Source organism: Photobacterium sanctipauli (assembly GCF_003026495.1).
In the GTDB taxonomy this organism is placed as follows: Bacteria; Pseudomonadota; Gammaproteobacteria; order Enterobacterales; family Vibrionaceae; genus Photobacterium; species Photobacterium sanctipauli.
The window spans coordinates 127,045-148,326 of sequence record NZ_PYMA01000015.1; the positions used below are offsets into that span (position 1 = coordinate 127,045).

16 protein-coding genes and 1 pseudogene are annotated in these 21,282 nt (G+C 47.6%); 9 read left to right on the forward strand and 8 right to left on the reverse strand.

The window, feature by feature from the left end; all coding sequences use genetic code 11:
• The first annotated feature begins 310 nt into the window (after positions 1-310).
• Positions 311-2,985: pseudogene (locus C9I98_RS19920) on the forward strand (glycoside hydrolase family 3 protein).
• A 166-nt stretch (positions 2,986-3,151) separates the two neighbouring features.
• Positions 3,152-4,147 (forward strand): LacI family DNA-binding transcriptional regulator, encoded by a 996-nt coding sequence (locus C9I98_RS19925; protein WP_051902281.1) that lies wholly within the window; start codon positions 3,152-3,154, stop codon positions 4,145-4,147.
• 114 nt (positions 4,148-4,261) lie between these two features.
• On the opposite strand, the gene C9I98_RS19930 is transcribed toward C9I98_RS19925, so the two are convergent.
• The 6 genes from C9I98_RS19930 to C9I98_RS19955 all read right to left on the reverse strand — a co-directional run bounded on the left by C9I98_RS19930 (position 4,262) and on the right by C9I98_RS19955 (position 11,385).
• Positions 4,262-4,735, reverse strand: a complete 474-nt coding sequence (locus C9I98_RS19930) for a response regulator (protein WP_036824269.1) — start codon at positions 4,733-4,735, stop codon at positions 4,262-4,264.
• A gap of 9 nt (positions 4,736-4,744) precedes the next feature.
• Positions 4,745-6,070 carry an ATP-binding protein gene (locus C9I98_RS19935; protein WP_107272400.1) on the reverse strand — a complete coding sequence of 442 codons (1,326 nt, stop codon included), beginning with the start codon at positions 6,068-6,070 and terminating at the stop codon, positions 4,745-4,747.
• A gap of 23 nt (positions 6,071-6,093) precedes the next feature.
• Positions 6,094-7,509 carry an SLC13 family permease gene (locus tag C9I98_RS19940; protein ID WP_036826208.1) on the reverse strand — a complete coding sequence of 472 codons (1,416 nt, stop codon included), beginning with the start codon at positions 7,507-7,509 and terminating at the stop codon, positions 6,094-6,096.
• Positions 7,510-7,829: 320 nt separating this feature from the next.
• Entirely contained in the window at positions 7,830-9,248 is a 1,419-nt protein-coding gene (locus C9I98_RS19945; protein WP_107272406.1) for an MATE family efflux transporter, read from the reverse strand.
• A 170-nt stretch (positions 9,249-9,418) separates the two neighbouring features.
• A complete protein-coding gene (locus C9I98_RS19950; RefSeq protein ID WP_036828267.1) occupies positions 9,419-9,835 on the reverse strand; it encodes a CBS domain-containing protein in 417 nt (138 codons plus the stop codon).
• A 248-nt stretch (positions 9,836-10,083) separates the two neighbouring features.
• The gene (locus C9I98_RS19955) at positions 10,084-11,385 is read right to left on the reverse strand and encodes a DUF945 family protein (protein WP_036828265.1); all 1,302 of its coding nucleotides are present in this window, start codon (positions 11,383-11,385) and stop codon (positions 10,084-10,086) included.
• A 191-nt stretch (positions 11,386-11,576) separates the two neighbouring features.
• Between C9I98_RS19955 and C9I98_RS19960 the strand changes: the two genes are divergently transcribed.
• From C9I98_RS19960 to C9I98_RS19975, 4 genes are all read left to right on the forward strand, one after another.
• The gene (locus tag C9I98_RS19960) at positions 11,577-13,523 is read left to right on the forward strand and encodes an ATP-binding protein (protein ID WP_107272401.1); all 1,947 of its coding nucleotides are present in this window, start codon (positions 11,577-11,579) and stop codon (positions 13,521-13,523) included.
• A 10-nt stretch (positions 13,524-13,533) separates the two neighbouring features.
• A complete protein-coding gene (locus C9I98_RS19965) occupies positions 13,534-14,034 on the forward strand; it encodes a response regulator (RefSeq protein WP_036818007.1) in 501 nt (166 codons plus the stop codon).
• Positions 14,035-14,146: 112 nt separating this feature from the next.
• Entirely contained in the window at positions 14,147-15,139 is a 993-nt protein-coding gene (locus C9I98_RS19970) for a 2-hydroxyacid dehydrogenase (protein ID WP_036818005.1), read from the forward strand.
• Between the two features lie 698 nt (positions 15,140-15,837).
• Positions 15,838-16,386 carry a hypothetical protein gene (locus C9I98_RS19975; protein WP_036818002.1) on the forward strand — a complete coding sequence of 183 codons (549 nt, stop codon included), beginning with the start codon at positions 15,838-15,840 and terminating at the stop codon, positions 16,384-16,386.
• Between the two features lie 146 nt (positions 16,387-16,532).
• Here the strand turns inward: C9I98_RS19975 and dsdC are convergent, their stop codons facing one another.
• Both dsdC and C9I98_RS19985 read right to left on the reverse strand, forming a co-directional pair.
• Positions 16,533-17,450, reverse strand: a complete 918-nt coding sequence (gene dsdC, locus C9I98_RS19980) for a DNA-binding transcriptional regulator DsdC (RefSeq protein WP_036818000.1) — start codon at positions 17,448-17,450, stop codon at positions 16,533-16,535.
• Between the two features lie 118 nt (positions 17,451-17,568).
• Positions 17,569-18,156 carry a TfoX/Sxy family DNA transformation protein gene (locus C9I98_RS19985; RefSeq protein ID WP_036818012.1) on the reverse strand — a complete coding sequence of 196 codons (588 nt, stop codon included), beginning with the start codon at positions 18,154-18,156 and terminating at the stop codon, positions 17,569-17,571.
• Between the two features lie 292 nt (positions 18,157-18,448).
• Between C9I98_RS19985 and C9I98_RS19990 the strand changes: the two genes are divergently transcribed.
• From C9I98_RS19990 to C9I98_RS20000, 3 genes are all read left to right on the forward strand, one after another.
• Positions 18,449-19,018 (forward strand): LON peptidase substrate-binding domain-containing protein, encoded by a 570-nt coding sequence (locus tag C9I98_RS19990; protein ID WP_036817998.1) that lies wholly within the window; start codon positions 18,449-18,451, stop codon positions 19,016-19,018.
• A 124-nt stretch (positions 19,019-19,142) separates the two neighbouring features.
• A complete protein-coding gene (locus tag C9I98_RS19995; protein ID WP_107272402.1) occupies positions 19,143-20,066 on the forward strand; it encodes an HDOD domain-containing protein in 924 nt (307 codons plus the stop codon).
• 176 nt (positions 20,067-20,242) lie between these two features.
• Entirely contained in the window at positions 20,243-21,142 is a 900-nt protein-coding gene (locus C9I98_RS20000) for a LysO family transporter (protein ID WP_036824776.1), read from the forward strand.
• Positions 21,143-21,282 lie beyond the last annotated feature (140 nt).

The following is a 21,282-nucleotide window of genomic DNA, read 5'->3' on the forward strand; positions in this document are numbered from 1 at the left end:
TGACCAAGCAAGAAGTTAGTCCTGAATAATATTCAGGCATGGCGACTTTCATGCTTTTTTACGAGCAATATCATGAGTATCACGAGAGTGGTCTTCATATTTATTCGATATTGGTTTGATAAATATGCAAGTGGTATGACTTTGTGAAATTGAGCAATAGCGAGTATGAAACAAGCCCGTCACCATGAAAATAGCCTAGAGTTCACGCCCTGAATTGATAAGCTTTTTTCACCTACCCCCACACCCATTTTTTAACGTATTCAATTAAGGATATTAAATGTTAACTAACAAAAGAACCTTGCTTAGTTGTATGATACTAGCAGCATTGGTAACGGGTTGTGGAAGTGACAGCGACGTGGATGATAAAGACAAACCAGCAACAGAGCTGCCTTATTTTTCAGACTGGCCAGTTATAGACTCCCCCATCAAACAAGATCCAGCCATGGAAGCTGAAATTGCCAATATTGTTGCGCAAATGACGTTGGAAGAAAAAGTTGGCCAGATGATCCAACCTAACCTTACTGATGTTACCCCTCAAGAAGTTGCTGACTACAAGCTTGGCTCCCTACTTAATGGTGGCGGTGCATGGCCAAACAATACCATCAGGCTGCGGCGCAATCCTGGGATGGGCGAGGTTTTCGCATTCCATTTATATGGGCAACAGATGCGGTGCATGGCCATAACAATGTCTTCCAGGCAACCGTATTTCCCCACAATATAGGCTTGGGTGCGGCCCGTAACCCGGATTTGATTGAGAAAATAGGTACTGCAACTGCAACAGAGATCACCGCAACAGGCCTAGACTGGACGTTTGCTCCTACTGTCGCCACCCCACGAGACTATCGCTGGGGCCGTGTATACGAAGGGTATTCCGAAGACCCTGAGATTGTTTATGAATATGCCGGGCGTATGGTTCAAGGCCTACAAAATGGGGCTGAAGGAATAAAAGGCCAGGAACATGTTATTTCAAACGTTAAACACTGGGTCGGTGACGGCGGCACTCACAAGGGTGTCGATCGTGGTGAAAACCACTATTCAGAAGACTATCTGAGAAACATTCATGCTGTAGGTTACTTCTCGGGTCTTAATGCAGGTGCCCAAGTGGTCATGACCTCTTTTAACTCTTGGCATAATGACGCTAACTATGATCTTTGGCGAGATAACCCTGACATTGACAATGGTGAATACAACAAGAAGCTGCACGGCTCAAAGTACATGGTACAAGATGTACTTAAAGATAAAATGGGGTTTGATGGGCTAGTTGTCACCGACTGGAATGGCCACACAGAAATCAATGGCTGTACTGCCGTTAACTGCCCGCAAGCCGTACTGGCCGGTAACGACATTTTCATGGTCACAGCAGAACAAGATTGGAAAGGCTTCTACCAAAATGTCATTGAACAGGTAAATAGCGGCCTTATCCCAATGGAGAGGATTGATGATGCTGTTACCCGTATATTGCGGGTAAAAATGCGAGCGGGATTATGGCAAAAACCCTCCCCTGCCAACCGTGTAAATGCCGGTAACCAATCTTTGCTTGGCCATCCCGACCACCGAGCATTGGCTCGTGAGGCGGTAAGCCAGTCACTTGTACTACTCAAGAATGAACAAAAAATTCTTCCACTTAAGAAAGGCGATCAATACCTCCTTGCTGGCAGCGCAGCCAACGATATCACTAAGCAAACAGGTGGCTGGTCGCTTACATGGCAAGGGGATGGTAACACCATCGAAAATGATTTCCCTGGCGCACAAACGATGAAACTCGCTTTGGAAGAGCTTGTTGGCGCGGAAAATGTGTTAACCGATACCGCAGTTGCCGACCCTGACGATACGATAGCAATTGTCGTGATCGGTGAAGACCCATATGCAGAAATGATGGGGGATATTAAAGACAGTCAAACCCTTGAGTATTCAACCATTAAATCTCATTACGCTGCAGATTTGGCTAAAATTAAAGAGCTTAAAGATCTCGGGTACAAAGTTGTGACCGTCTTCTATTCCGGCCGCCCGCTCTATGTTAACGAGGAAATTAACCTGTCCGATGCATTTGTTGCAGCATGGCTTCCTGGGACAGAAGCTGGAGGTATTACCGATGTTTTGTTTAAACAAAAAGGTAAAAGCTTCACTGGCAAGCTGTCCTACTCATGGCCAAAAACGAAATGTTCGACAACCATCAACCGTCATGCACCCAACCTTGTTGATTATGAGTACCAGGACGGTGAGCAAGACATTTCTATTGGCTCCGAACATCAACCCCTGTTCCCTTATGGCTACGGGTTAGATTACAACGATTCTACAGAAATCGATGCCACCGAGCCTGATCTTAACGCGTTACCTCTCGACCCAAGAAATTACGGCTGTGGTGAAGATGCACCAAATGATGGCGTTGCAGACTCTGTACTTGAAGTGTTTAGTGCCCAATCAGCTGGTGACTTCCTTCCGTATTTGCAAACAGAAGCCAGTGGCTGGGTTCGAACTGAAGTAACCGGCTCAGGCATAACCGATGCGGGATCTATCACTGCAGAGCGGATCAATTATGAACATCAGTTCGATGCGCTTAAAGTGAGTTATGCAGGTAATGTTGGCGAATGGGATGGCCGGGCCGCCGCCGAAGTATTGATGCACACAGCGGGCGATGAACCGGTAGACATGTACCCATACCTCAACGCGAATGCTTCATTGCAGTTTGATGTGAAGGTTATCAACTACTCGCCAGAAGAAAAATTAACAGTTTCAATGCATCATGACGGTGGCTGGGGAGAAGTTGATATTAGCAAAATCTTACCAACGGAAGGCCATGCCAACTGGGAAACAATCAAAATACCTTTAGTTTGCTTCCAGCAAGCTGGCACTGACTTCAGTACCGTAACACGAGCCTTTAACATGTACTCCTATGATACCGTCGAGCTTAATATCGGTAAGATTCGATTAGTGCCAGAGGAATTGAATGAGGATGAGCCACCTGTGAATTGTGCCGACTTATAACAAAGTCGCTATTTTCTGAATGACAATTTTGGGAGGCAACCGCCTCCCTTTCCAACATAAAATGCATCATTTTTTGAGATATTATCCCCAACAGCGGTAATACGAACTCTTCTTTCTCAGTTCTGTTGCATAGAATTAACAACTATTAATTTAGCCCTGAATGTCCATGGAAAAGCCAACTATTTACGATGTTGCACGACTCGCGAATGTCTCGCCGGCAACTGTTTCACGTTTCATAAACAAAAGCTCTGCCATTGATAAATCGAAATCAATTCAGATCAAAGAAGCCATTAGCACCCTTAATTACCAGCCTCGTGAGCCTCGCCCTTACAAAGACTCACTTTCTATTGGTGTATTATTAACCACATGCGACTGCCCCTTTAGCAACAAAATACTTACTGGCATTAACCACTACGCTAATCAAACCCGAAGTCAGCTGGTCATTGAAACCTCCGATTGGGACCCGCAGCAGGAAATTTCTCGCCTCAAATACTTTAGGAAGCTGAACCTCGATGGTGTCATCGTCGTACTTGGCCATATTTCAACCCAAGATACCAAGCAAATTCTGGGTAATACCCCAGTTATATTCACTTGCAGGAGAGATTCCGCCGAAGCCAATACGCTAAATATCAATAATTTAATTGGAGGCAAATTGGCAACCAATCACCTATTGCAGCTGGGCCATCATCGAATCGCCCATATTACTGGCCCCAGCAATGTGTTCGATAGCCAGTGCCGTTTGCAGGGTTACCGCGAAAGCCTTACCACTGCTGGCCTTGAAATAGATGATGAGCTAATTGTTGAAGGTGATTTTTCGATGAAGAGTGGATTTGCCGCCACACAGCAATTACTGACTAAAGGCGTATCATTCAGTGCTATTTTTGCGGCCAACGATCACACTGCATTTGGGGCAATACAAGCGCTAGATCAGAGTGGATTAAAAGTACCATGCGATATATCCGTTATCGGTTTTGATGACCACCCGATGTGTCCATTTTTCATCCCTCAATTAACCACTATTAAACAACCCTTGTTTGAGCTTGGCCTAGGGGCTTTTTCTTCACTGCGTGCGCACATCCAGCGTAAGCCTAGCAATATCAGCCTCCCTCCTTTTGAGTTAATTATCCGAAAAAGCACAGCAGCCAGAAACCCTCTCAATTAGCAAAATCGTAATGGACAAGCCTTCCATATAATTTACCCGCTATTTAGAGCGGGTAAATTAAAGGTTCTAATATTGGAGTGCCTGTAAGATCAAGCGATCACCTCGCTGTTCGAATCAGCTCAAACGCCTTAACACCACAGCGTTATCTAGGATTTCCATCCAAGGTTGGTAGTCCAGCCCCATGTCGAACACATACTCGGTGATCAGACTACGTGCCGTTGTTAGCAATACGTCGGCTTTCCATGGCTTTTCGAAGTAGCTTTCAATCCGGGCGCGGTTAATCGCGGCAATGGTGTCTTGGTGGGTTGCCTGCCCGGTCAGCAATACTTTCTTGGTGCGAATAAAACGGCTGTCCTGAGAGATTTCAGTCAACAGCTCAACGCCGGTTTTACCCGGCATCACGTGATCAGAAATCACCAAGGCAATGAACTCGCCTTCGGCATCTAACTCGTCCATCAGCTCTAATGCTTCATCTGCTGATTCACAGTCTTCCACGTGGAAGAAGTCGTCAAGTGGAGCTAGGTCTTTCAATACTGCGCTTAGTACTTCACGCTGATCATCTACACAAATGATATTTAGCTTTTCCATAACCATCCCTTACGCGATTGGCAGTTTAATACGAAATTTTGTCCTTTCCGGGTCGCTCTTGAGCGCAATGGTGCCGCCATAGCTATGCACGATCCGCTGTACGATAGAGAGCCCCAGCCCTAAACCAAATGACAAGCCACCCTTCTTGGTAGTGAAATTTGGTTGGAAAACTTTTCTACGCGTTGCTTCATCTATCATCGGGCCGTTGTTGCTGATAGTAATAAGCAGGCGATTTTTTGAATGACGGGTAATAATTTCAATTTGCGGCTCGTCGGTTTGCTCCATCGCATCACAGGCATTTTTGATAATGTTGACCCATACTTGCACCAGCTCTGTGGTGCTGGCTGTGATGGTCGGCAACACCGCAGGGCGCAACACGACATTGACCCGCCTTAGGTTACTTTGCAGCAAAGACAGTGACTTATGAATGGTGTCGTTCACATCCACATCTGGCTGGCGGGCGTTGTCTGTCCCACCCAGCTGCTTCACTGAGCGAACAATACTTGCGGCATGCTTGGAAGCCAGCCGCATGTCATGCAGATCTCGCCCTATATCCCAATACCGCAGTGCCTCGTCGAGATTATCTAGCCAGTACTCAGGCACCTCACCTTTTGGCAAGGCGCGAGCCAGCTGCTTGGCCTGATCGCGGCTCAGGCCATGCGCTTCTTGCAACGCCTTCGCCCGCTTGCGAACCTCAGCAGACGTCGATGACTGGCCTTCGCAGATCCCCAAATCTAGAAACGGGCTGACTTCCGGCTTGTTCTCTTCCAGAAAATGGCAGATCCCGTTTTGAATACCTTCGGTTTTACTGCTCAGTACACCAACGGCATTGTTGAGCTCGTGGGCAATACCCGCCGCAAGTTGGCCCAAGGTTGTCATTTGTTCGGCTGCATAAAGCTTTTGCAACGCCTTCTCTTTTTCGATTGCCTGCAACCCGGTCAGCATTTGTCGCTGGGCCAGCTCGTACACCATCACAGGCATAAACTGCTCGGTGAGTGAACCGTACTGTTCGGTATCGACTGCCGAGGTCGACATGTCTATCCAGGCAATCTCGCTGTCTTTCTCCGCAATAACAGTCGTTGATGACATTAAGGTCTTGGAAAAGAAGCTATTGACGCCAAAAAACATCCCTTGCTGAACATGGAATACTTTGGCGGTCATACCACTGGTTTCATTCGTCAGGTAACCGGAAAGCTCGCCTTTTTTTACCCAGTACAACCTGTCGTTAAAACCACCTTGGGTAAGCACTTGCGTGCTCGCCTTCACCGCCTCAGTACGAGACGGTTCGCGGAAGTAGACATCAATAATTCGCTGCAATGCTTCTGGTTGGTGCATCTGTACTCTCGTCAAATAAGGCATTAAATATGGTCGATTAGGTGCAACAGCCAAATCATCGCAAAGCTCATCACAACACCTACCACACCAATAATGACACCGACCCGCGCCATTTGGTTACTTTGCACATGGCCTGTTGCATGCGCCAAGGCATTCGGTGGGGTACTGATTGGCAATGACATACCCAACGATGCTGCAAACGTCACAATAAGGATCAGGGTAATTTCACCCCCCAGTGGCACCAGCGAAGTCATCGACATGCCCAGCGCCGCCATAATTGGCATCAACAAGTTGGCCGTTGCGGTGTGCGACATAAAGTTTGCCATCACCAAGCACAATACCGCCGAGCCCACCAGCACCACGTATGGCGAGAAGCTATCGAACGGGATACTGTGTACCATCAACTTGGCAAGGCCCGTTTGGTCGAGTGCTAAACCCAGTGCGATACCGCCCGATACCAGCCACAGTACATCCCAAGAAATCTTCTTCAGATCTTCTTTGTTGATAATGCCAGTCAACGAGAATACCGCCACCGGGATCAAGGCAACGGTATAAGAGTTCATACCATGGGATGATCCCATCAACCACAGAATAATGGTTAGGGCAAAGGTCACATAAACCGTGATCGCCTTTGGTGTTTTAAGGAATTTGCCCTTGATGGTTAGCTCGATCTTTTCTTGCTTCGCCGGGTATAGCGTGTTGATCAGTACCCAAGCAAATACCAGCAAGATCGCTACAAATGGCACCCCGAAGAACATCCATTCACCGAAAGTGATCATGTTCTCGCCAGTCAGGTATTTAAGTGCAATCGCATTGGGCGGTGTCCCGATTGGGGTACCAATGCCACCGATATTAGCCGCAACCGGAATACACAAGGCAAATGCAATTTTACCCGGGTCTTTGCTGCCGAAGAGCGCAATAACCGGCGCGAGAATTGAAAGCATCATTGCCGTTGTGGCGGTATTTGACATGAACATCGAGAAAATCGCGGTGATCAGCATCAAACCAAACATAACGTATTTAGGCTGGGTACCAAATGGCTTGAGCAGGACTCGCGCAAGGTTCACGTCAAGTCGGTACTTGGTGGCAGCCATTGCCAAGAAGAAGCCCCCAAGGAACAGCATGATAATTGGGCTGGCGAAAGTCGCCATAATATCGCTGTAATTGAGCAACTCACCGAAATGCTGCTGGCCTTCATCAGCCCGGAATAAATACAGCCCTTTATCGGATAACAAGAGCAACTCGAGCACAATAATAACCACAGATGTCGCGTAGATTGGAATCGGCTCCAATACCCAACACAAAGCCGCTAGCAAAAAGATGGCAATGACGCGCTGCTGGATAACTGTTAATCCTTCAACAGGAAAGGCAGAGGCAGGTAAAAGCAAGATCAGAAGAGGTACAAGAATAGGTATGATATACCTTAGATATGGACGCATGATGACATTATTCCCTTAAAACAAAAATCTAGCCGTTCGCTCCAATCAACCGCACTGACCACAATGCCAATCACGTGACTGGTAGGCCTTGCACCTACTCATCCTTTCTGATGGGATTTTAGTTGGAAGGTACCACTATTAATGCAAGCTGCCGGCCATCATTCATCCAAAGATGGCCAGCAAAAACGTAATGGGGTGATTTTCCGCTTATTTAGGTAGGATTTCACCGAATTAGATCAATAAATCGGTGAAATGTAATACAATTCTAATGACTATCTAATCAATAACTTGCAGTGAAAGCGTGTTGGATTAACTCGATATTATTTCGCTTCCGATACCAAAGGCTCATCAAGGGCATCTTCCTGCCCCATATAGGTACGGGAAGAGCAGAACGGTGTCAGCGGCACACTGGGTTCCAAGATATCCACTTCGGCTTCCTGTTGCTCGTGCTCCTGCGCCATAATCTTGACCTGACGGATCACCAAAACCACACCTAAGATACCAAACACGATCGAGCCAACAGCCTGCCCTATCAAGACCCCGCCCGCGCCACCTATCGCGCCGCCAATCATAACGAAAGGCACCGTTCCCAACGTGGCTTTACCCATATTCAATGCCGTAGACCAAGTCGGACGGTTGAGGTTATTAAAGGCAGCATTGGCAACAAACAATGCGCCATTGAAGATAAAGGTAATGGCAACATACGAACAGAAGATAGTCAGCAAGTAAGCCGCATCACCTTGCAGGCTGAATGCTGCAATCAGGTGGTCTTGGATATTCCACAAGATCACCGACACCAACACACAGTACAAAGACACAAACAGCATCGCGTCTTTGAGAGTACGGGTGATCCTACCCCACTTTAGCGCACCGAAATTCTGGCCGATAATTGGCCCTATCGCACCGGACAGCGAGAACACCAGCGCGAACATCACCGGCATCAAACGGCCAATAACCGCATAACCGGCCACATAGCTCTCGCCGTATTGTGCGATATTACTGGTCACGATGGCATTACCTATCGGCGTGGCAGTATTGGTTAAAATAGCCGGAAACGCGATAAAGGAAATGGGTGCCAACGAGGTAAAGAAGGCTTTCAATTGCGGTTTGGCAATTAAGTTATGGTGCACAATCACCGCATGAAGCGAGAACACCATCACGGCCAAGCGCGCAAACACCGAGGCGATAGCTGCCCCTTCCACGCCCATCGAAAAACCAAAGATAAATATCGGATCAAGCACTGCATTGGCACCACCACCAATCAAGGTTGCCACCATCGAACGCCTGGCATCCCCGATACCGCGCAGCGCGGCACCGGCCGACATCGAAATGGCAATCATCGGCGCGCTGGGCAGTAGGATCGTCAGGTAATCGGTGGCAGCAGCGGCAACCTTGCCCTCTGCACCAATCATCGCCAACAGTTGCTGCAGGTTGGACATCATGGCATATACCAACCCGCAGCTGATAATAAAGGCGAAGATCATGACATTTACCGCCAATGTTCGCGCCTTTTCTTTGTCTTCCGCCCCAAGGGCACGGGACACCAGCGCCCCCATCGCGATAGAGGTACCGATGGATGCCGAGGTGGAGAAGAAGATCAATGTACCCGCAAAACCAATCGCTGCCGCGAGTTCTATCTCGCCAAGCAAACTGATGAAGAACATGTCGAGCAAATCAACCAGAAACAAGGCCATCAAGCCGATGGCCCCGGTACCAGACATCACCACGATGTGCTTCATTGGTGAACCGGTAACAAATTTTGCCTGCGATTGGTTTTTCTGCTGCTCTGCCACAATCTCTCCGTTAGCGAAACGTCTTTTCCGACACTGGGTAAAAATAAAGCCAGGTACAAATAAAGAAAGGCGCAAAATTTGCGCCCTTCATGCTAGCTAGCTATAACAATTTGATTTTATACCGGATGCTTAAAGCAATCACCAATTTGATTACTGATCGCTGTCAGTACATCCCGGCGAGTGATCACCCCAACCAACTCACCACGGTCGATAACCGGATAGATCTTTGGTTTCTGGCCTGCCATGGTATTGGCCAATTCGATAATTGAGTCTTCTGGCGACACCGTCAACACATCAGGGCGCATACACTCTTGAACGTTGTGCGTATCCTGACAGTGGTAACCCACCTTCAGCAGCTTGTGGATCATATCCTGCTCTGACAGGAAGCCGACCACTTTTCTGGTCTCGTCAATAACAGGACCACCGATTTGCTTGGCGGTAAGTAGCTTATCTAATGCTTGAGATAGTGACATTTTTGGGTCAAATGTTACTGGGCGCACATTCATGTAATCTCTTACTTTTAACGACTCCATGCATCATCCCCCTAATTCCGTTGTTAATGCAGGGAAACAGGTGATTGGTGTGCTTATTACCTGTTTCGTACTTAATCACAGGCAGCGATCTTTAACGCGAGAATCGCTATGCCGTTTGATATAAGTGTCGTCTATTTCCTTGAAATTACTAAATTGAAAATACCAATTTCACCGATAGTTTTAATCTATCTCATAAAAAAACCGCCTAAGAAGGCGGTTATTTCATACGTTAGCGCGTTGGTACGTGCTTACATAAATAGCATAAACAGCATCGCCAACGGCAGCTGATCACCCGACGCCAATACGACTTTGTCGCCTTCGACTTTCATTTTGAGTGAGTAGTGGGTATCTGACTTTTCTGCAATGCTGTTCTGCACCATCATATTGGCACGCTCGAACAACATAGGATCAGCCTCAACCAAGCCCACTGGCAAGTTGATATTGATTTCACCGCTCAGTTTTTCCGGCAGTTGACCGATATTCTCTGAAATACGTGCAATACCCGGTGCCAAAGTCAGTTGAATATTGCTGTCAATATCCCCTTCTGGCGTGGTCACACTCATGTCACTCACTTCGAACGACATGCCTTTTGCCACCAGCAGATCAAGCGCCAACGACACGCGCTCCGCTTCTTCGGCAGTCAACTGGCCATCCATCGAGTCTGACAAGTCCCCTAGTCGGCTCAGTGCCGGGTAGTTCAAGTCGGCAAACGCCATCTCGAAATTGAAGTTGCTGTACTCTTTGCCGTCCAGCATGATCACCTTACCAACCTTAACTACGTTGGTGTTGGTGAGCATTGGCTCTTGAGTGTCTTCGGTTGTTTCTGACAGTACGTTATTCATTGCGAACGACAACGATTCTACATCGACGCTTTGGTCTGACGTGTTGTCTTTAAAGCTCACGCCATCCAATGACATCTGCTGATCGCCAATCCAGAACTGACCGTCAATGACGCCCTTACCTTGCCCTTGCAAACCTTTTAGCACCATCGTTTCATCGGCGATAGTGGTTAGCGAGGCAGAAGGCAGCTGGTAACTGAACTCGCCTGCGCCTTTGGCATCCACCGTACCTTGCATGACGAAAGCATTGATATCGGCACTGCCGCCATTGTAGTTATCGGTCTTGATTGGGTTGATGGTGAAGGTGAAGTCAGTCTTGCGGGTTAGCGCAGTTGAAGTCACGAAGGTAGCCGGTGCTACGCCTTCACCCCAAAGTTTATCGGCAATCGGTTTAAGCGCTTCGTCCACTTCGACTTCGCTGGTCGAGCTGATGCCCATAAAGTCATGGGTAATATTATGCTTCACGTACCAGACGGTCGGTAAACCTTCTTCTTCGAAGATCTGTTTGATTTCGTCTTTCACTTCGATACGGGATACCGCTTCCGAGCCAAGGTAACCGCGATCATAACTATCATTGGTTACAGCAAGGTATGGATTCTCGTATTTGCCTACTGTATCCATGTAAATTTGCTCGCCTACTTGCCCTGTCGCAAATGGCCAACACAGTGCGACCGCTATTGCGCCGCCTACCGCACCAATTTTCCTCAACATTTCTTACTTGTCCCACATTCGAAGATGAAAGTGCCAGTCTATCACAGCTTGCTGAACAGTCTATTTATCAATAACTAAACCAGCGTCTCAGACTGATTTGACGGCATCTTGTACACTACAACCATAATTAATAATAAATATTTGCTACGGATGCGATGGCAAGTAATCACTTTTCACAGAAGGATATGAGGGTGAATAGTTTTGCAATTGTCTGTCTGGATGATGATCCCAGAATTGTTGAACAGCTAAATCAAGACCTTGCTGAATTTGCGGGGCTATTCGATATCTGTAACGCCTATAGCATTGCAGAGGCCAACGACACCCTCGAGTTTATCGAGCAAGGCAACCAACGGGTTGCCATGGTGATTTGCGACAACGAGTTGGGCAGTGACAACGGGGTCGATTTTTTGGTCTCGCTAGAACAGTACCCGGCGAGCAAGCAAGCGCGCTCGATATTGCTCAACGACAAACCCCAGCTTGATACCATTATGCAGGCCGTCAACGAAGGCCGCCTCCACTACTGCCTAACCAAGCCTTGGAACAGAAAAGAACTCAAGCAGGTCGTCACCAAAGAGCTCACCAGTTTTATTCTCAAACACCCTGAAGAAGACTGGCTCAGGTACAGCCAGCTGCTGGACCATCGCCGCATCCTGAACGCCCATATCGAAAGGCAAATGAGCCGCTACCGCTCGGGCTTTATCCAAGATACCAATACCCTTGATGACGAAACCCTGGCCAACCAAGTGGCCGACGGGCTCCATGAATTCTTCAATGGCAATGACGAAAGCCGGGCATGCCGACGTTACAGTGAAAACCACCTACTGACCCAAGAGGGCCAGTCCAATGACTTTCTGTGGTTTATCAAGAAGGGGGAAGTCGCCCTTTATAAACAAGATGAGCATGGGAACCGCCATGAAGTCGTTCGAGTCGGGGCGGGCTATATGGTGGGCGGCATGTCGTTTGTCACTGGCGAGCCATCTTTCTCGACCGGTGTCACCCTCTCGACCACCGACGTGATCAAGCTCGACCGCAACCTGTTCAACAAAGTAATGAACTCCCGCAGCGAGCTACTGCCGCTATTTACCAACTTGCTGATGCGCAATTTCAACCGTCGGCTCAAGGGCAGTATCCAAACCGAATTACGCTTGCAGCAAACCCTGAAATCGCTCGACGATGCCTACCACCAGCTTATCGACAAAGAGAAAATGGCCATGCTCGGCCAGCTGGTTGCCGGCGTGGCCCATGAATTGAATAATCCTGTCTCTGCGATTTTGCGCGGCAGCGATACCTTGAAGCAGACCATCAACAAAATTACCGACACCCCGCTTAGCCACGAGAACCAAGAGCGCGGTAACTATATATTGCAGCAAGCCATGCAATCGTGTCCGCTGTCCACCTCCGAGGCTCGGCAACGGGCGAAAAAGCTCAGTACCACCTTGGGCGATCGCCAACTGGCACGCAAGGCGGTGCTGATGGGCCTAGATGATCATGAACACACCAGCCAATGGCTGCTACCGCAGAAAGGCGACCTCCCCCATGTGATTGCCGAATGGGATAACTACTATCAGATGGGGAATTTCTTGCGGTCGATAAATGTATGCGCCCACCGGATTGCCGATTTGGTCAAAAGCCTGAAAAGCTACGCCAGGCAGGATGACGAATCGTGGCACACCGTCGATCTGCATGAGGGGCTGGAAGATACCTTGGTGATTTTCGAGAATAAGCTCAAGCGCCATCATGTCACCAAAGAATACAGCGAGCTACCCGCGCTCTACTGCCAGCCGATAGCATTGCAGCAGGTTTGGACCAACCTCATTTCCAACGCGCTCGATGCCATTGACGAACCGGGTGAAATTCATATTTCCACCCGGCTAGCCCCTTACCATCATAGCCAAACCGGACAACATGCCATTGAGGTCATCGTTGAAGATAATGGCAAGGGCATCCCCCGTGAGCAGCAGCAACAAATATTTGAACTGAATTACACCACCAAGCGTGAGGGCAACTTTGGTCTTGGTATTGGATTGTCTGTATGTCAGCAGATCATCCAGCAACACAATGGAAGCATCAAGGTGGAATCTGAACTCGGACGGTTCACCAAGATGATCGTGATACTGCCTTTGGACGAGGCCAAGTAAAGGAGGCCATATGAAAAAATATCTCATCCTCTGCGTTGATGACGAACGAGAAGTCCTCGATAGCGTACTAAATGATCTACGGGATCTTGAAGAGCACTTCATCATTGAAGCGGCAGAATCGGTTGATGAGGCCAAAGATGTCCTCGCCGATGCCATTGCGGATCATATCCCGCTCGCCCTGATCTTGTGTGATCACATTATGCCGGGGGAAAAAGGCATCGACTTCCTGATCGAGCTCAAGCACCAGGAAGAGAGTACCAAAGCGCGCAAGGTATTGCTCACGGGGCAAGCTGGCCTAGAAGAAACCATTCAGGCGGTGAACAATGCCAGCTTGGATTACTATGTGTCCAAGCCTTGGGATGGAAACAAGTTGCACGATATCGTGATCGATCAACTGACAACATTCATGATTGCCAACGAGCCAGAGCTGATGCCTTGGATCCAGATCTTAGATACCAATAGGATCATGGAAGCGCTAAGCGATAGACGATTAAGCCTTTCTGATATTTAGGGCTAAGCTGTAAGGCCAAAATAGCGATTAATTTGTCATACAAACCTTTTCGGGGCGTTATAAAAGTGTTATGTTGATCACATAACAACAAGCGCTCACGAAAAGGTGACCCATGAAAGTTGCAGTCTTCAGCACCAAAAAGTACGACCAAGCCTCATTCGACATCATCAACCAGCAATACCATCACACGCTGGACTATTTCGACTTCCGCCTCACAGAACAAACCGCCAAAATGGCCCAAGGCTATGACGCCGTCTGTGCCTTTGTTAACGATGACCTAAGCCGCCCAGTACTTGAAGTACTGGCCAATAATCAAGTTCGTCTGATTACCATGCGTTGTGCCGGGTTCGATAAGGTCGATCTTGATGCCGCGCGCGAACTGGGTATTCAGGTTGTTCGGGTACCCGCCTACTCACCGGAAGCCATTGCCGAGCACGCGATTGGCCTGATGATGAGCCTGAACCGCCGCATCCACCGAGCCTACCAGCGTACCCGTGACGCCAACTTTTCGCTTGAGGGGCTGACCGGTTTCAACTTCCACGGCCGTACTGTGGGTGTTATTGGTACCGGCAAAATTGGGATAGCCACAATCCGTATCCTAAAAGGGTTCGGCATGAATATCTTGGCATACGATCCGTACGAGAACCCAATCGCGCTTGAGCTTGGCGTTCAGTACACCACGCTAGATGATATCTACCAGCAGTCAGACGTGATAACCCTGCATTGTCCGATGACGGCAGAAAACCACCATATGCTCAACGCCGATGCCTTCGCGAAAATGCGTGACGGGGTGATGATCATCAATACCAGCCGCGGCGAGCTGCTTAATTCGAAGGATGCGATTGAAGCGCTGAAAAGCAGCAAAATCGGCTCTTTGGGTATCGATGTGTACGAAAACGAGAAGGATCTGTTCTTTGAGGACAAATCCAACGATGTCATTAAAGACGATGTATTCCGCCGCTTGTCAGCGTGTCACAACGTCTTGTTTACCGGCCACCAAGCATTTTTAACCGAGGAAGCCTTAGGTAACATTGCCGATACAACCTTAAGCAACATTACCCATTTTGCAGCAGGTACCGCTTCCGGGAATGAACTGGTTAAATAACCTGCTTACTCCCGCTCAAAATCAAGGCTAGCCCCATGCTCTGGCAAGTAAATTGCCACGGGTGCTGGCCTGATATTGAACGCCGCTTGTAAGTACAGCACCAATGTTCTGCGAGCGCTGCAAGCACCCTATAAAATTGGGGGCATGGTTTGTATAATCATGATCCCCTTGAAATATTACCTTCTTGCAACTGTTAGAGGATGATCTGTACATCAGGTTCGAAAATCGTACTTATTTCTAACTTTTTCGCATAGATAGGCATTTGAATCCTCTGGAGCCTGTGCTCTTTCTTCCATCATATAATCGCGACACACATTGGCAACCCTGATCCGGTAACGGCTAAAATATTGTGCTGTCGTCATAGTTTTACTCCATTTTACGTTGATATTTTTTCATAAGTTACAGCATGTTATATCAAGCCCGGATTTCACCACTAGCGGAATTCGGCACTTGCATGTCATAGGTCAACTTATCTCTCGGTTTAGTACCTAATAAACGCTAACCCCGTCCGCTTGGCAGGCATCCCCTTTAAACTCTACGGTTATGCAGTAACGCAGCAAACCCGCGGCGTGTGACTTTTGTTGAATTTTTGTACGAGGAAAAAAATAAACCACAATAAAGTGAGTTAAAAATCTATGATTGGTGCAACGAGTCCATTAAAATGTGCTAATTATTTTTAGCCCACTGGACTAATTGTCATGCGTAAAACTCTTATTGCCACAGGGATGATCCTGGCATCTTTTTCTGCTGCCCATGTGAATGCACAGCAAACCATGAGCAACTTTAGCTACGATTACGCTGAAGCGCGTATTGGTATTAGCCCACTGACCTACGGTGCAGGTTTCAGTAAGTCTATCCACCCTAACGCTCACATCGTTGGTAGCATTGATACTGAATTCGACAGCGACTGGGATGCAGCGCTTGGTGTAGGTTTCCACGCACCAATCAACAACTGGGCTGATGTAACCGGTGAACTAAAAGCACGTAACACCAAGAACAAAGGTCGCTTCGATAGCTCAGCGGGCAAGATGGGTATGGAAGTTAACCTTGGTATTCGCCAATGGTTGGGCCCACAGCTAGAAGTAGGTGGTTCTATCGGTCACCTAAACATCGATGACTACGAAAAAACCATCGGTAACATCTACGCTCGCTTCCACGCAACCGAGCTATTCTCGATTGGTGCAACGGGTCGCTTCAACGAAGTATACGGCGATCAGGTGATGCTAACGACTCGCTTTAAATTCTAATCCCAATAAAATTAGAATATAAACCGATACCATAAAACGCCCCAACGCTAAGCACTAGGCTAAAAGTTGGGGCGTTTTTGTTTTTGCCTTACGATAAAAAGCCCTAACGCATTAGCACCTAACGCATTAGCAATAATTTCACATCGCTATGCGGCGGGGTCAGCAATGATTTCTTCCAGCCAATCAATGAAAGCTTTTACCCGTGGGGATGACGCCATCTCCCGGCGGCAAACCAAGTAGTAATTCAAGGGTGATGCGACAGGTAGGGTAAATGGCGCCACTAAGCGACCAGTTTTCAACTGTTCAGCAATGAACGATTCTCGACCAATGGCAACGCCAATTCCCCTTTCGGCCGCTTGCAAAGCCAAATCAGCACGATCAAAAGTACAGCCAGCTGCGGGTAGCGGCACGCCATTTTGCCTGGCCCAATATTGCCATTCATCAGTTCGGCCCGCTCGCGCCCACGGGGCCGCATCATGCAACAGCATGCAATTTGCCAGCTTGGTGGGGTTGCCGTATAGGCCGTGGGCAACAGCATATTCATGGCTGCATACCGGCAGCATGCTTTCAGACATCAATTTAACGGTGTTAAGCCCGGTGTACTTACCATCCCCAAAGTAGATGGCGCAGTCATAAGACTCGGTCTGGAAATCAACCAATTCATTGCGGGTACGAAGGTGGAAGCGCAGTGCCGGGTATCTATCAATAAACCCCTTTAGCCGAGGTAGCATCCAGCGCTGGGCAAATGTCGGCGGTACGGAAACATTGAGATCGCCACTGAGCTCCTGTGTTTTTAAATCCCGGATCTCATTCGCGATATCACCAAAATTATGGGCGACGACCTCCTTTAAGCGCTTACCCTCTTCGGTCAACACCAGCTTCCTAGGTTGGCGGATAAAAAGCTGAACCCCAAGCGCCTCTTCCAAGTTCTTGATCCGATGACTCACGGCACTTTGTGTTAAGCAAAGCAACTCAGCTGCCCGCGTGAAGCTCATTTGGTCAGCAGCAATAAGAAAGCAATGTAGCCCAGATAATACCGGGCCGGTTAGGCGAGGAAGGCGCATAAAGGTTCATAAGCAAGTATTCGTTTTGCCATCATACAACAAAAAAACCACTTGCTGTAAAGTGGCTTTTTTAACCGGATGAAATATCAACACCTTTACCAACTTGGGAAAAGCAGACTTATTCAATTGCTCGTAATAAGCGCTGTTTTTGGTCGTCTTTGAGTAACGACCAGTGGCAACCATCAATGGCACCGGCAAACATCCAAAGAAGTTTCACGTCCAAGTCTTTACCGTGGCTCTTTCTTACCTTGCGATAGACTTCTACCGCACCAAGCGATACAAAGCTGGTGACATCGGGTATACCTGCTTTCTTTACCATTCGCTCCAGCGTTAAGCGCATATTAGGTAAGTCTCTGAGCCTTTTGCTTTTTTCAGAGGTTTTATAGGCTTTCTCTGATACAGAGATATCAATCGATTCTTTGATTAGCGAGGAGCATTTTTCTCTCTGATGGGAGTACAGATCAGTGATATCGTAATAGTTCACTACGGCAGTCGTGCTTCGTTTTATATGCCTGAACTTTTCGCACCCTAGCTTCGCTAACTGCATGTCTAGCTTTTCACCGCCGCGAAGAAATAATGCCTGTTCGGTAATGATTGCGTACATGGCGCCACCAATAAAGATGCCTGTACCACCGAACATCGAACGTTTCTCAAAACTGCCAAATTCGCGAAGATAATTAAATAATTCATCCTTGAAGTAATGCACAACATGTCTCCCGTTAAACGTTATTGGTCTTATTTTTCCAGTAACGCCAAACAAATAAGCGTCAACGATTTGACAATGACACATCGCTCCCATTATTGCCATATATGAAACAACGAACACTTCAAAGTGAGAATCTGGACATATTATTGAGCGCAAATTAAGCATAATGTGGCAAAAACGACCTTATTTTATTCGCACCAATATCCCTTCTCTCCATCCTCCTATACGGGCAAACGCTACCATCATTCTCATCAGTAACGACTATGTTTAAAGTATCATTAGAGGGAATAGTATGACTGACATCGCCCTATATCCTTCGAGCCAACATATATTGCCGGGCGGAAGGGTTGACATCACCATTACTGAAGAGCGTTATCAGCGCATGTTGAAGGAGTCGTTGTCTGATAAACGACACTTTGCTGTGTGCATGCTGAATGAGGCGGAGAGCGATCAGGAGCTCAAAACCATCCCAGCGATAGCCACCCTCTGCCGTGTCGTCAACTTCGACATGCAAACCAACGGCCTGCTAATGATAACCGTCGAGGGCTCGCATAAAGTTCGCTTATTGGGCGTCAGCATCGAATATGATGGCTTATTTCGCGGGGAGTACACAGACTTTTCTAACTGGCCTCCATTGCCCATTGATGAAAAGGATGCCGACTTAGCCGAAAAATTAGCCATCTTCTTTGAGACAATGCCGGAGATAGGTGAGATGTATCAAAAGCCAGACATGGAAGATGTGAGCTGGGTTTGCCAGCGCTGGATTGAAGTATTACCCTTGGAAGTCCACTACAAACAACTACTTATCACCCAAGAAACACCAAAGCTTACAATCCGCTTTTTACATAAGCTTTTTCAATAAATGACCAGTTAGGTTTATATAAAATCAATATTAGCGATAATGCGTACCATTTTAGGTATTTCCACTGTCTAAAGTCGCCAACAACCGCTAAAATACCTGCAATTGAAATGTATATGATTGTGTAATGCCCCACTTAAGTTTTTTTTGGCTAAAACCTGAGCACGATAAGATTGTCAAAGGACTGGAATCAGAGTTTTGCTCTCTCGTTAAGAGCGCTGTTCAAGAGAACCGTATAACACTTCCCCCCATCCCAAACGTCTTAACTCAGCTACAAAAGCTCTGTAACGATGATGACACCACGGTACGTGATGTCGCTGAACTTCTGCTTGATGATCCCGGTATCGCTGCTTATATCGTTAAAATTGCCAACAGCATGATGTTCAACCGCCGCAATATACCTTGCAATGATATCCATACCGCAGTGAGCCGGTTAGGCATTATCCGCGTCCGCGATATTATTACCGCAAAGGCAATTGAAGAACTAAAGAGTCGTCATCTGTTCTCCCCTTACTGCAATGAACTCATGATGCAAAGTGCCATGCGCTCGCGCCAGTTGGCGGCAACCATGGCACTCATTGCCCATAACTTGGCTGCACACCCAGAGCTTCCAAAACCTGTTGAACCAGAAAAAGCACTGCTTTCCGGACTCTTCGCCGATATCGGCCTATTCAGCTTGATCAGCGAGTATCAAAATTACCTCGATAACGGTAATTACATCGACCTTGATATTGCCAAGTTTATCTTCGAGCATTGCTGCCAAGATGCCAGTAAGCTGATCCTCAAGCACTGGAAATTTGATGATGACTACCTCGAAGTTGCCACCAACACGCCAAGCGCTTATAAAGGGTCTGATAAAGAAAGCTACTATCTGGATATCGCACGAATGGCGAACCATCTACTCCTGTACAAGAGTAACGATGCAGCGATTGATGAGCACCACGTTGAGCTCGACCTCGCAGGTGCTGAGGTCATGTTTGATCTGACTAACCTGTCAGATCAAGAGTTTAACCAGCGCTTAATGATGGTTATCAAAAGCAGTGGATTTTAACCCTCTCGTCCCCACTCTATTTGCCCACTGAATAAATATTGATTGAGAGAGCATATTGACGCTTTCTCAATCAAACTGATAAGCTGCTAAATCTTTTCCAATCAGCATCAACATGCGTAGCAAAGCGAGCTATGCAGGTGCTTTACACCGAAATTACACATAGTTATAGGATCCACATGTTCTCGGGAATGCTCTATATTTTCCTGCCGCTTGTTATTGGCTACTTAATCCCGGTAAAGAAAGCCGCGGTTGTTGAGTTTATTAATACCCAAACCAGCCGCTTGGTACTGGTGATCCTGTCATTGATGGGATTAAGCCTTGCCGGGCTTGATAACCTCAGCCAAAACCTTAACCAAATTCTTATCTACACCTTGGTTTTCTTTGTCTCGATCAGCGTGTGTAACCTACTGGTGCTGCCACTGATTGATAAGCTAGCGCCTACTGATACGCAACAAGATAAACGCCCTATCCCTTTCTCATCCATGATGATGGAGTCGGTCAAGTTGGTATTCGTTGTTGCCGGGGGTTTGATTGTAGGGCTGTTAAGCGGGATAGATTTAAGCTGGGTCGATCAGGCTAGCGAAGTGATCCTACTGCTGCTGTTATTTTTGATTGGTATCCAGCTGCGTAATAGCGGCATGACATTAAGGCAGATCCTGCTCAACAAAAAGGGCATGACCATCGCCGCTGCTATTTTGTTGACTTCTCTACCTGGGGGGTTAATTGCAGCACTGATTTTAGATTTGCCATACAACCAAGGGCTGGCAATGGCTTCGGGTTTTGGTTGGTACTCACTGGCCGGTATTTTGATTGGCGACAGCCTTGGCCCTGTATTCGGTGGCGCTGCTTTTCTAAACGAGCTACTCAGGGAGTTAGTTGCATTAAGTCTTATCCCCGTGGTGATCCGTCGCTATCCGGCCACCGCTATCGGCTATGCTGGCGCAACAGCCATGGACTTTACCCTACCCATCATTCAGAACTGTGGCGGCATACGCTGCGTTCCTGTGGCGATTGTCAGCGGCTTTATCCTCAGCTTGCTGGTTCCATTCCTAATGCTGTTTTTCTTGTCGTTGTAACGACGAACCATCGTACATAAAGTAGGGTGAGGCGTTACCGCCTCATCCCTCTTACAGAACCGTACGTACGGACCTCGTATACGGCTCATGCACGTTTCCATTCAGCGTAATTGCTGAACACATACCCTGTCTTTACATGT